At 67.5% G+C, this 11913-nt stretch carries 11 protein-coding genes; 5 read left to right on the forward strand and 6 right to left on the reverse strand.

The genetic code is table 11. From position 1 onward, the window contains the following. Positions 1 to 256: 256 nt before the first annotated feature. The 6 genes from VXC91_RS37275 to VXC91_RS37300 all read right to left on the reverse strand — a co-directional run bounded on the left by VXC91_RS37275 (position 257) and on the right by VXC91_RS37300 (position 6640). On the reverse strand, positions 257 to 403 hold the full coding sequence (locus tag VXC91_RS37275) for a hypothetical protein (protein WP_329511786.1): 147 nt from the start codon (positions 401 to 403) through the stop codon (positions 257 to 259). 29 nt (positions 404 to 432) lie between these two features. Next, the gene (locus VXC91_RS37280; protein ID WP_329511787.1) at positions 433 to 1992 is read right to left on the reverse strand and encodes a hypothetical protein; all 1560 of its coding nucleotides are present in this window, start codon (positions 1990 to 1992) and stop codon (positions 433 to 435) included. 256 nt (positions 1993 to 2248) lie between these two features. After that, complete coding sequence (locus VXC91_RS37285; RefSeq protein WP_329511796.1) at positions 2249 to 2833, reverse strand: hypothetical protein; 585 nt, start codon at positions 2831 to 2833, stop codon at positions 2249 to 2251. 4 nt (positions 2834 to 2837) lie between these two features. Then, positions 2838 to 4379 carry a vWA domain-containing protein gene (locus tag VXC91_RS37290; protein WP_329511788.1) on the reverse strand — a complete coding sequence of 514 codons (1542 nt, stop codon included), beginning with the start codon at positions 4377 to 4379 and terminating at the stop codon, positions 2838 to 2840. After that, positions 4376 to 5554 carry a toxic anion resistance protein gene (locus VXC91_RS37295; protein ID WP_329511789.1) on the reverse strand — a complete coding sequence of 393 codons (1179 nt, stop codon included), beginning with the start codon at positions 5552 to 5554 and terminating at the stop codon, positions 4376 to 4378. Before VXC91_RS37295 ends, VXC91_RS37290 begins: the two co-directional genes overlap by 4 nt. 12 nt (positions 5555 to 5566) lie before the next feature. Beyond that, positions 5567 to 6640, reverse strand: a complete 1074-nt coding sequence (locus VXC91_RS37300; RefSeq protein WP_329511790.1) for a substrate-binding domain-containing protein — start codon at positions 6638 to 6640, stop codon at positions 5567 to 5569. A 283-nt stretch (positions 6641 to 6923) separates the two neighbouring features. Between VXC91_RS37300 and VXC91_RS37305 the strand changes: the two genes are divergently transcribed. The 5 genes from VXC91_RS37305 to VXC91_RS37325 all read left to right on the forward strand — a co-directional run bounded on the left by VXC91_RS37305 (position 6924) and on the right by VXC91_RS37325 (position 11725). Then, positions 6924 to 7523, forward strand: a complete 600-nt coding sequence (locus VXC91_RS37305) for an ArsR/SmtB family transcription factor (protein WP_329511791.1) — start codon at positions 6924 to 6926, stop codon at positions 7521 to 7523. Further along, positions 7520 to 8839: an MFS transporter gene (locus VXC91_RS37310; RefSeq protein ID WP_329511792.1), complete on the forward strand. Its 1320-nt coding sequence runs from the start codon at positions 7520 to 7522 to the stop codon at positions 8837 to 8839. Before VXC91_RS37305 ends, VXC91_RS37310 begins: the two co-directional genes overlap by 4 nt. A 795-nt stretch (positions 8840 to 9634) precedes the next feature. Beyond that, a complete protein-coding gene (locus VXC91_RS37315) occupies positions 9635 to 9973 on the forward strand; it encodes a putative quinol monooxygenase (protein WP_329511793.1) in 339 nt (112 codons plus the stop codon). Between the two features lie 108 nt (positions 9974 to 10081). Further along, positions 10082 to 10513, forward strand: coding sequence for a VOC family protein (locus VXC91_RS37320; protein ID WP_329511794.1), 432 nt, complete (start codon positions 10082 to 10084; stop codon positions 10511 to 10513). 498 nt (positions 10514 to 11011) lie between these two features. Next, positions 11012 to 11725, forward strand: a complete 714-nt coding sequence (locus tag VXC91_RS37325) for an SDR family NAD(P)-dependent oxidoreductase (protein ID WP_329511795.1) — start codon at positions 11012 to 11014, stop codon at positions 11723 to 11725. The last annotated feature ends 188 nt before the right edge of the window (positions 11726 to 11913 follow it).

Genomic DNA, 11913 nt, shown 5'->3' on the forward strand with positions numbered 1-11913 from the left:
CCAGAGACGCTGCGGGTGAACATGACGTGGCCGACCACCTCGTCGGCCTGCTCGGCAACCAGCGACAGCCCTCCGCCAGGGACGAGGCTGTCGCGCAGGGCATCCGTCAACTCAGCAACGACAGGTCCGTGATCACCGAATGCCTCCCGATGGACACTCCGCACGGCTTCTCCGTCATCAGGCCGCTCTTCCCGCAGATTCATACCTTTGAGGGTAGGCAGAGCCGTCTTGACCGGCGACAGGTTTACGAGCGGGCTCAGCGCAGGTCGCTGAACCAGTTGCCGAACCCCGATACGGGTCTGCCGCGCAGAACGCCCGCAGCGAGCGCGTCCGCCCACGCGGCAGCCGCCGGGCCGAGTGACGGCGCCACACCACCGAGCGCAGGCCGTACCGAGTCCTTCATGGCCGTCGGCACGACCGCCGGGCCGTCGGTCAGCCGAATACCACCAGCGCGAGCGCCAGTGCCGAATTGACGGCGAGCAGCGGAAGGCCGATGGGTCTGCCCCTGTCGTCGGGAGCACTGTGTCCGGTCGGTCGCAGAGCGGGATCGGCGTGCAGCGCGCGGATGGCGTCGACGGCTCGCAGCGCCTCCGGTCTGCGGCGGAAACGACGGTTGAGCCAGCCCGGGGCGACGACACCGTACATCTCCGCGCCGTAGGCCCCGTCGACGCGCAGAATGTTGAATCCGCGGTCCTTCAGCCAGACTTGGTCGACCTCCCCCCAAGGTATGAGCCGGACGCGACGGACCCCGACACACCACAAGCCCGCGCTGTCCGCCGTGATGCGCCAGCTGAACTGAGTGATGATCAAGATGGTCCCGATGAAGATGAACCCTGCGGCGTAAAGGCGGAGCCCCAGGGGTACATCACCATGTATGGCCAGGCCACCGACCGTGAGGGCGATCAGGATGCACTGGCCCAAGACGGCGCACAGCCTGCTGCCGATTCCCGCACCCCAGCTCACGGCCGCAGCGCCGGGAGGCGGTGGCTCGAGCCGGCCTTCGGGGTACTCTTGACGCGCCGGTCCGGCATCGCACTCGACGCACAACCGGGGCGCCTCCTGCCCGTCCGAGGAGACGAGGACGAGCCCTCCGCCGGGGTGCGGCGGGCCGAACAACACAGCCTCACGCAGCCGGTTGTGCACGGGGCTGCGGTACTCGCCGGAGGCGAGCCTGACATAGCAGCTGAGGAGCGGCCTGCTCCCTTCGACGTCGTCGGCCGCGAGGATGTACGTACGCCCGTCGTTGCGCCCACCTCCCTTGCGTACGAGCACCCGCAGCGCGGGCACCGGCGCGCAGCGCAGTGCGGCGGCGCGCCGTCGGTCCCTGACGTAGTAGGACAGACCCAGCAAGGCGACGCCACTGCCCAGGAACGCGATCGCTTGCCAGCCGTCGGAGCTCATGAACGAGGTGACGCCGAGCGGCCCGAGAACGAAGGCGAGAACGGCGATGACGCCCATCACGATGCCGCAGCCGAGGTTCCGGCCCTCGGCCGGACGGGGCATCGCCGCCTCGGGCAGTGGATACCGCTCGAGGCCGGCGGTCTCCGTCGCCAGTCGGCGCTGACGGCGTGCGGCGGTGAGCCTGTGCGTACAGGCGAGACAGACATAGCAGGCCGCGACCGCCATGGTGACTCCCGCCGCGGTCGGAGTGTCCGGGTCGAGGAGCGCCCAGACGGCCACAAGAGGGAGTATCGCGATGGTGGCCAGAGGCAGTCGCTTGATGCCGCGGTAGAGAACGGCGGCGACGAGCGCCTCCATCGCTGTACCGAGCCAGTCGGGAGGGCACGGCTCTTCGCCGCGGCAGAAGTAGGCATCCGCCGGGGCCAGCCAGAGAGCGGTGATACTCGCCAGAGCCAGCGCTAGAACCGACAGAATGGGATGCGCCCAGCGTCCGGGCCGCAGCGCACGCCAGCGCTCGGCGTCGGAGGAGTGCCAGGCCATGGCATCAGCTGTAACTGCCTCGGGGGGCAGGGGGACGGGGGTTTCGGCCACGGGCTAATCCTCGGGGAAGGTCGCCGACGGGCCACCCCTCACCGGCTGGCGGGAGAGCATGAACAAATGGCCGCGATCGGCTGAACGGGCAGTGTGGGTCTGTCAAATGGGATGGCGGCCAAGGTGGAGGCCGCCGTCGTCCCCGCATATGACGATCGTCCCTGCGGAATTCAGGAGTTCCTGCACGACGGCGTGTTCGCTGAAGCCGAGACCCCGCAGGAGGACCCGGTGGCCCAGGAAGCGTGGTACCCGCCGCTCACTTGGAACGGTCCTCCAGATACCGGGTGTGGGTCTCCTGCCGCCGGGCCTCGGTCTCGCGCAGTGCCGTGGCGAGCCGGCTCGCCTCGTCCTGGAGGAGTCCGAGCTGCCGGTCAAGATGGCGCTCCGGCGGCTCCTGTCCTGGCGCGAGCCGGTTCCACCAGCGGGTCCGTACGAACGTGTCGACGGCTTCCGGGACGTCCTGCCGCACGAGACGGGACAGCATGTGGATGCCTTCGGGATCCTGGGCGAGGACCTCCGAGACCCAGCCCGGATCGAGCAACGCCATCAGCAGCTCGGCCAGTTCGGTGAGCCGGCCGGAGGCGGCGGGCGGCAGCTCGACGTCCGCGAGATAGGCGCGCAGCTTCTCGAAGTCGGCACGCAGCTCGTCCAGTTGCGCGGACAGGTCGGGGAAGTCCGGTGGCGCCGGACGTTCCGGCGGCGCGATCAGCGCGCCCGCACCGTACAGACCGGCGACCACGACGGGCCAGTACGCGCCCGCGACGCCCGTGAAGGTGAGCCCGAGGCCCACGATTCCACCCACGCTCCCGAGGAGGTTCTTCCGGGACTCGACGTAGCGCATGAACTTATTGGTAGCCACGGATCTCCTCGAAGGCCCCGTCGAGCGAGCCCGTTTGGGCGTCGAAGAGACGGCCGCCGGTGAGTTCGGCGATGTGCTCCAGCTCCGCCTTGTCGGAGTCTCCGAAGAGAATGGGGAAGACGGGTATGTCGCGCCGATGGTCACCGAGTCCGCGGTGGAAGCCGTCGAATTCGCCGGCCTTGGCTCCGGCGGTGTTCTCGCCGTCCGTCATCAGCACGATCGACGTGAAGGTGTCGCGGTCGTCGCCCAGGTGTTCGTACGCCCTCTCCAGCGATGTGTAGATCGCGGTGTTGCCGCCGGCGTCGAGAGCCCGGGTGTCCGTACGGATCGCGTCCAGGCCGTGCTGTGGGTCGGTGGGCTCGACGACATGGGTCCGCACGCTCTTCACCTCCGACCCGAACGGCATCAGCGTGACCTCCTCACGGTCCCGGAAGTCGCCCGTGAGGTCCAGCAAGGCCGCTTTCAGACGCTCGAGGCGCCGGCCCTGCATCGAGGCGGAGGTGTCCAGCACGTACACCGTTCGGGAGGGACGGCGCAGCTTGTTCTCGTACGAGTCGAGGAGGCGGTCGGCGACGGACCGGGTGCCGGGGAAGGGGAGTTCGCGGCGTCGGCTCGTGTCGAGACCGAGGCCCGGCGGCACGGACGCGACCACGGGTCGACGGTGCGTACGGTCGGTGATCAGCCGCTGCACGGCCGGTGTGCGCAACCCGTCGGAGAGGCGGCGGACCTCGTCGCGCGTGTTCGGATCGGACGAGGCCAAGGAGGAGATCGGGTAGTCGGCGGTGACGACGCCGTCGCGGGGGCGGATCACGGTCAGGCCCGGGATGCCCTTGAGGACGGACTCGTAGTTGAGCAGGGCATCGACGTTGCCGCGGCGGCCGTAGGCGGTGGCCAGCCAGCCCGAGGAACCCGACGTCAGTTTCTGCCCCTTGAAGAACTCCTTCAGCTGCGGAGTGGCCTTCGCGACGTCCGCGTCGGTCAGGGCGGACTGGGCGCCGGACAACCCGGAGGCCACCGAGATCAGCGTCGAGAAACCCGAGTTGGAGCGGGCGGGGTCGGTCATGCCGTACGTCAGCCTGCCGTCCTGTACGGCTCGCTCGATCTGTGACCATGTCACCTGATCGGGCTCCCAGTGCAGGGCGCGCACCGTCTGGGACCGGACACCGATGGCCACCGGACTGGACATCACCGGTGTCTCGGAGACGACCTTCTTCGCTGCGTCGGGGCGCAGACGGAGATAGTCGTTCGAGGACAGCCAGAGGGCGTCGTAGGCTCCGTCCACCTTGCCCCTGGCGAGCAGGTCCACGGCGTCGAGGGTGCCCATGTAGGTGGGGCGGACAGTGATTCCGGTGGTCTTGCGGACCTGGTCGAGGACCAGGGCCATGTCGCTCAGCTCGCTGGAGGCGAGAATGCGGAGGGTGCCGGGTCGGGGCTGGGGCCCGCTGTCGTCATCGGGTTGCTGATGCTGTGCCGTGCACGCCGTCAGCAGGACGACGAGGCCGGCGATCAGGGCAAGACGTCGTCTCACGCGAGGCCCCCCTCCAACGCACCCTGGGACCGGCTCCGCTCCAAGTACGCACTCGCCTGCTGCAGTTCCGTCGTCAGCGACTCCACCGTGGCCGCCATGGTCTCGGTCGCCTGGGCCTTGTAGGAGTCAATGGCGTCGAGGGTGCGATAGATCTGCTGGAAGGCCGAGCGGAGGGTCTCCGCGCCGACCGCCGGGTCCGCGGCGATGCGCTGGATCTCACCGCTCTGCGTGGCGAGCATCTCGGCGTTGCCGCGGATCAGGTCCTCGGTCGTTCCGCGCAGGGCGTTGACCTGGTCGACGACCTTGCGCTGGTTGTCGAGCGCCGAGGCCAGCATCACCGAGATGCGCAGGGCCGAGACGGTCGTGGTGGCCGCCCGGTCCACCCCCTTGATCAACTCGTCGTTGTTGCGCCGCACGACGTCCATGGCGAGGTAGCCCTGCGCGCACACCGCGAGCTGGGTCAGCAGGTCCTGGTGCTTCTGCCGGACGGGAAAGAGCACGTCCGCACGGAGTGTGTCGGCCTGGGCGGGGTCGCTCGCCTCGACGCCGGAGATGTGCTGCTCGACTGCCGTGTCCAGGGCCTCGGTGAGAACGACGTACTCCTGGAGCTTGCCCATGGTGTCCCACAGACGTACGCGTTCGGTCTGCAGGGCGGCGTTGTCGCGGCGCAGCTCGTCCTGACCGCCGCGCAGGGATCCCACGATCTTGTTCAGGGTCCCTTGTGCGGAGGCGTACTTGGCGACGTGATCGCGCAGCTTGTTCCCACCGGGGAGCCGGGACAGGAGCTTGCGTCCCTTGCTCCCCGGCAGATCGCGCGGGTCCAGATCCTCCACGACGCGCCGCAGTTCGACGAGCGAGCCGCCGACGCGGGCCTGGGCGTCCTCGCCCTTGCCCGGCAGGCTGCGCACGGTGCGCTCCAGCATGCGGTTGGACTGGGCGGCGGCGGTGCGCATGTCGCTTGCGCCCAGTGCGGTGATCTCCCCGATCTTCCCGGCGAATTCAGGGGAGCGGGCGTCGAGCACGGCGAGCCCTTCGACGTAGCCGGCAGCCCTCCTGGCCATGTCGGCGCGGGCGGAGTCGTCCAGCGGCACGAGTCCGGCGGCCTTCTCCCGCGGCACGGGCGCCACGGGCTCGGGCGGGGTGAGGGTGAATGTCTCGTTGTCGGTGTGGGTCATGCCTGGTTCCCCCTAATTCCGGGCCCGGCGTGCCATCTCGTGCAGCACCGCGGAGGTGGGCACAGGCACCTGCCGGACACCGGTCAGCTTCTGATTGAGGTACGAGGTGTACGGGTCGGTGGCCGCCGTGAATTCGGCGCTGTCGCCCTGCGGCCGGAACCCGTGCTGTACGGCCAGCTTGCGCAACGCCGGGTCGGCGCCGAGCAGTTCACCGAGGTCGCGGCCGGTCTGCGTGAGCGGTACGACCGTGTGATCGCTGTTGGCCGTCGTGTCCGGGTAGAGGACCGTGAGGTCGTCCACGCCCCGGCTGTCGTGGAGGAGGGCGGCCACCTGGGACTCGTACACCAGGACGAGCGGATTGCCGACGCCGCTGACGAAGTCACGGAACGCCGCGTCCGAACTGGGCTGTTGGGCACCTTGGACGCTGATCAGTTTGCGCATGAGGGGCGCGGTGCGGTCGACGTCGGCCTTGTCGGCTGCGACGCGGCCGCCACCGGCCACATAGCTTGCGGCGGCGAGATAGAGGGCACCGGAGTTGGAGGTCTCCGGATCGGTGGTCGCGATGTACAAGGTCCCGGTCAACTCCGCGTGGCCACGGGTCCCTTTGAGCTGCTGCCAGGTGCGATCACGGCGCGCCGCGTCGAGGTACGCGGCCATGTGGAGAGTGCCACGGTCGTGGTCCAGGGTGGCGAGTCCGTTCGCGGCGAGTACCTGGGCTGAGCTGCGGTGCGCCACGACGACCAGGGGTGAGTAGAAGGGCCGCGGCAGGGGCTGCCGTACGTGGTGCTTGTCGGCGAGCGCGTCGGCGGGTGCCTGACTTGAGGGGAAGGCGAAGTCGTACTCCTTGAGATCGAGATCCTCCATGGCCCAGGAGCCTGAGGTCTCCGTCTTGACGGTGTAGCCCTTGGCGGCGAGAGCCTTCACCACTGCGGGATCGGCGAAGAAGTCCGCCTTCTCCGAACCGATCACTCCTCGCACGGTCTTCGTTGCCGTGCCCGTGTCCCGGCCTTCACGGCCTGCCACGACGGCTGTCACCACACCGCCGATCAGCAGCACCGCGAGGACGATTCCTGCGATACGTCTCACGCCGGGGAGCGTGCTCTCGGAACCCAAAGTTCCCCCCGTCGTGGGATGAACGCCGGGTGACAGGCATATCCCGGTATGCAACAGGAACAGAGGGTTCCGCCGGAGGAGGGGATGGCTGGGGATGGTGACGCCCTCGCGGGCTGAGCGGCGGTGGTCTGTGCGCCTCGTCAAGGAGACCGCCGCCGCGATCGCTCCGTTCGTGCACGCGTTGTGAGGACGCAGCAACGGCCATGTGACACGGGTGAGTTGACTCCAAGGCATTTTGAGAGAACACTCTCACATTATGGAGCGCGGAAATCGCCTGGGCGATATCGAGATCACCGACCCGAAAGCCATGCGGGCGCTGGCACATCCCGCGCGGCTTGCGATCCTCGAACGCCTGCAGCGACATGGGCCGGCGACGGCCACGCAGCTGTCTCCGCACGTCGGTGCCACCCCGTCCGTGACCAGCTGGCACCTGCGCCACCTTGCGGGTTTCGGGCTGGTCCGCGACGCCGAGGCCGGCACGGACCGCCGGGAACGGAGGTGGGAGGCCGCTGCACGGGGCTTCCGTGTCGAAGTGCCCGAAGATGAGGAAGGCCGGTCGGCCGCCCGGGCGCTGTCCCGGCAGATGTTCGCGCGCTCGTCCGACCTGCCTCACCGATGGGTGACCGAAACCGAACCAGGACTCGAGCCGGTGTGGCGCAGGCTCGCGGGCCTGGCCAACACCCGCGTCGTCGTGACCGCCGAGGAACTCGCGGCCATCGAGGACGCGATCGAGGCCGTCCTCGCACCCTATGTCCTGCGCGACCCGTCACAGCGGCCGAGCGGCAGCCGTGACGTTCGGCTGCTGCGCTACTTCCTGCCGGAGTCCGCCGAGGAGCAGGCGGGCGACACGCAGTGAACTCCCAGCAGGACGCGGCGCGCTGGACATCAGCCTCAAAGGACCGGAGGTTCGTTCGCTTCTGGGCCGGACAGTCCGTATCGCAGTTCGGCGACCGGATCACCGAACTCGCGCTGCCCCTGGTCGCCGTGGCGGCGCTCGACGCGTCGGCCGATCAGGTCGCATGGCTGACCGCGTCGGTCTGGGCCCCGAATCTCCTCGCCGTCGTACTGGGTGCCTGGGTCGATCAGCGGGTGCACAAGCGCCGCCTGCTGATCCTCGCCGACCTGGTGCGTGCGTGTGTGCTGCTCACCTTGCCGGCCGCCCACCTGCTGGGTGCGGTGACACTCGGCCAGTTGTATGCCGTGGCGTTCCTGACCGGCGTCGCGGGCGTGGTGTTCAACACCGCCTATCCGCCCTTCTTCGCCCACCTCGTGCCGCTCTCGGCCTACGTGGACGCCAACAGCAAGCTCAGCGCCGGCCGGTCGGCCTCCTTCGTCGCGGGACCCGCCATCGGCGGTGCCCTCGTCCAGGCCCTGACCGCACCCCTCGCCGTGATCGCGGACGCCGTCTCCTTCGTGGCCTCCGCGGTGCTGATCGGGACCGTCCGGGTGCACGAACCGACCGATGACGCCGCCGAGGTGACTGGGCATCCACTGCTGCGCCGAGCCCGAGAGGGGCTGGTCTTCGTGGTCCGTCACCCGGTACTGCGAGCGAGCCTCGGCTGCGCGACGACCGTCAACTTCTTCACTTTCCTCTCGGGCACCGGTCTCACCGTGCTGTTCGCCGACCGGGTGCTCGAGCTGTCCGCGGGGACCATCGGCCTGGCATTCGGCATCGGATCGCTCGGATCGCTGCTGGGCGCGGTCACTGCCCCGAGGATCTCACGCCGGATCGGCGTGGGACGGAGCATCGCGGCCGGCGCGGTACTCTTCCCGGCCCCTATCGCCATCATCGCCGCTGCGAGTGGTCCCACATGGGCCCGGGCAGGGGCGCTGGCCGGTGCCGAGTTTCTCTCCGGCTTCGGCGTCATGCTGTTCGACGTGAACCTCAACTCCCTGCAGACCTCAGTGACACCGAACGGACTGCGCAGCCGCGTGTCGGGTGCGTACAGCACGGTCAACTACGGCGTACGTCCCATCGGCGCCGTCGCCGGAGGCGTGCTCGCCACCCACCTCGGGCTCAGAGCGACGCTGATCACGGCTGCGGTCGGAGGAGCGCTGTCGCTGCTCTGGCTGCTCCCCTCGCCGATACCCCGCATTCGCTCACTGGCTCCTGGCGATCCACTCGCCGCCTACGGTGGCGCCGCAGCGGGCTGTCGATCGGAAGGAACGTGACGGGGCACAGACGCCGACAAGTTTCAGATGCCGGACGGGACAAACAGGTCCTGCGTTCGCTGATCAGCCCGTCGGTGATCCAGTACCGGTCCGCGAAGCTCTCCACGAGGCTGTCTCCTGAGCGGGACAAGCCGCTCGGCCCCTGACCTCCTGGGGCGGTCTCGAGAGGTGGTCACTGAGCATGCCCGCCGGGCAACCGCTTCAAGGAGTGTGCCGGTTCCTGATCCGGAGGCGTGCGATTCTTCACCTCTTGACGTGAATGGTTCAGACCTTTAGCTTCACAGTTCACCGACGTCCCATGGACGCGCTGACGCCGCCTCAGGTTGTGGAGAGCACCCCAGGCAGCGGAGTGGTGCTCAAGGTGGCAGTGGACCTACTTGGGTAACCGCTGCCCGATCCCCCGGTTGACCATTCACCGCAGGACGAGGATCGGCCGACGGCCGCCCAGTTGATGTCGGCAGGATTGCATGCGGGACAGCCAGGCGGAGCACAGCGGTTTTGAGCATGTCGTTGTCGGCGATGGTCACGGAAAGAGCCTGGTGCAAACGTCCAGCGGTGGAAGTTCGACCATCGTGGAGTTGTGCGGAGGTTTCAGAATGCTTCTGAGCAGTCAATGCGGGTGTCTACCCCCGCCAACGGACGGCGCTGGTGTTGTCGAGTACGTCGCGGATGGCGCGGGCCCGGAGCCGAATACCGCGTCATAGGCAAGAACCGCGACTTCAATGGCGGGAACACTATCATTTGTGTCGTTTCTGCGACTGATGTGAGAGCAGACCGGCCACGTACGTTGTGGGCATGCCGGAAATCCGGCGTTTCCTGAAACGAGGAGTGACCGCGTTGAAGATTGGTTTGCTGGTACGCATAGAGGCGAGGCCCGAGCACGCCGACGAGGTCGAGGCGGCTCTGCGCGGCGCGCAGGAGTTGGCCGAGCAGGAGCAGGGCACAGTGACCTGGTTCGCGTTCCGCCAGGGCGCCACTACCTTCGGGGTGTTCGACACGTTCGACGACGAGCAGGGTCGCCAGGCACACCTGGAAGGGCGAATCGCCGCCGCGCTCGGAGAAATCGCGGAGACCAAGCTCACCTCGGCCCCGGTCATCGTTCCGGTGGATCTGCTGGGCGCCAAGGCCTCCTGAACAGCCGGGCCAATAACCCCTGATCACTGGAAGCAGCAATGGCCGTAGTGGCCACAGATGAGCGGCCGGGAGTTGAGTCCGGCCTTGGAATCACCAGAGGAGTGCGACATGGTTGACATGAACCTCGAGGTCAACATCATCCCCGTGTCCGACGTCGATCGATCCAAGCAGTTCTACGCAGATCTGGGTTGGAGATTCGACGAGGACGCTGCCCCGGCGGACGGTGTTCGCATCGTCCAGTTCACACCTCCGGGCTCCGGGTGTTCGGTCACCTTCGGTCAGGGCATTACGGCGGCCAGGACCGGCTCGCTGCAGGGAGCGCTGATCGTCTCCGACATCGAAGAGGCCCACAATGAACTCGTCGCCCGTGGCGTCGAGGCAAGCGATGTGTGGCATGGCGCCCCGTTCCCCGCTGAGGTGCGACTCAAGGGCCCCGACCCGGAGCGAACCAGTTACGGGTCGTTCTTCTCGTTCGCCGATCCCGACGGCAACACGTGGATGGTCCAGGAGGTCACGACGCGCCTCCCCGGCAGAATCTGACAAGCTTTCGCATCCACGGCGGACCGGCGAGGCCGATCGGGAATGGGCAGTCAGGGCGCTTCCCGCGCCGGTCAAAACGTGAAGAAGACCAGGGGCTGCGGTTCGCGGCCTTGGTCGGAAGCGTCCACCGGAGTTCAGGCGCCTCAGGTCGTGTCGAAGGGGCTGTCTTGCTGGACCGCCCCTTCCACCCGAGTGAAATTCCATCTCAGCCTCCGAAAACACACCCCCTTCACTCACCGGCGTGCACTCCCTGAGCACAGACGTGACGTGGTCCGACGGGCATCGGCCAGTTGGAGGCGATCTCGTAGGCCCCGACGGGAATGCTTGGTTCGTGGTTTGGCTGCACGCCTCACGTGCAGCCAAGTCATTTTCCGAATTCGAGCCGGGCGACGGGAAGAGCCGTTCGGATGGCGTAGTAATCAGTCCATTCATTCGTTTTGTCTCCAGGCTCTGGTTCATCGACCAGAAACCCCTATCTGAGTAAGAGGCAAGTTCACCATGAGTTCTCAAAACCAGAAGGTCGCCGTCATCACCGGCGCCTCGCAGGGTATCGGTGCCGCCCTCGTCGAGGCCTATCGCAAGATCGGATACGCCGTCGTCGCCACCTCGCGCGGGATCGACCCGTCCCACGATACGGGCGTTCTGACGGTGCAAGGTGACATCGCCGACCCCACCACCGCCGAACGCGTCATCGCCGGCGGCCTCGAGCGGTTCGGCCGTATAGACACCCTGATCAACAATGCGGGCGTATTCATCGCCAAACCCTTCACGGACTACACCCAGGACGACTACGCGTCCGTGACAGGGGTGAACCTGACCGGTTTCTTCCGCATCACACAGCTGGCGATCGAGCAGATGCTCCACCAAGGCGCCGGGCACATCGTCAACATCACCACCAGCCTGGTCGACAACGCCGATTCCAATGTCACGTCCGTTCTCGCTTCGCTGACCAAGGGTGGCCTGCAGTCGGCCACCAAGGCCCTCGCCATCGAGTACGCGACCCGCGGCGTCCGCACCAACGCGGTCTCACCAGGCCTGATCAAGACTCCCATGCATGCCGTGGAAGCACATGAGGCCCTCGCCGGTCTGCATCCGGTCGGCAGGATGGGAGAGCCCGGCGACATCGTCGACGCAGTGATCTACTTGGAGAACGCCTCGTTTGTCACGGGTGAGATCCTCCACGTCGACGGCGGTATGAGCGCAGGTCACTGACCCGTGGGGCGCCACTTGTGAGCTACGGGTGAATGGTCGCATGCGGCATTTGGAGATCATCTCAAACTGGCGGTCCGGCTCATTGGCTCAGGTGAGAAGCTGTTGTCTTTGCGATCTTGAGCGGTGTTTGTCGAACGGGAGTCTCGATCGGGTGATCGCGGCCAGTGCCGGGCATGCGAACAGGGCCT

Origin of the sequence: Streptomyces chiangmaiensis (genome assembly GCF_036281785.1) — a bacterium.
In the GTDB taxonomy this organism is placed as follows: Bacteria; Actinomycetota; Actinomycetes; order Streptomycetales; family Streptomycetaceae; genus Streptomyces; species Streptomyces chiangmaiensis.

Excerpts from the sequence above, each read along its gene's own strand:
- VXC91_RS37275 (WP_329511786.1), bottom strand. The coding sequence starts at position 403 with ATGAAGGACTCGGTACGGCCTGCGCTCGGTGGTGTGGCGCCGTCACTC.
- VXC91_RS37285 (WP_329511796.1), bottom strand. The coding sequence starts at position 2,833 with ATGCGCTACGTCGAGTCCCGGAAGAACCTCCTCGGGAGCGTGGGTGGA.
- VXC91_RS37295 (WP_329511789.1), bottom strand. The coding sequence starts at position 5,554 with ATGACCCACACCGACAACGAGACATTCACCCTCACCCCGCCCGAGCCC.
- VXC91_RS37305 (WP_329511791.1), top strand. The coding sequence starts at position 6,924 with ATGGAGCGCGGAAATCGCCTGGGCGATATCGAGATCACCGACCCGAAA.
- VXC91_RS37315 (WP_329511793.1), top strand. The coding sequence starts at position 9,635 with ATGCCGGAAATCCGGCGTTTCCTGAAACGAGGAGTGACCGCGTTGAAG.
- VXC91_RS37320 (WP_329511794.1), top strand. The coding sequence starts at position 10,082 with ATGGTTGACATGAACCTCGAGGTCAACATCATCCCCGTGTCCGACGTC.
- VXC91_RS37325 (WP_329511795.1), top strand. The coding sequence starts at position 11,012 with ATGAGTTCTCAAAACCAGAAGGTCGCCGTCATCACCGGCGCCTCGCAG.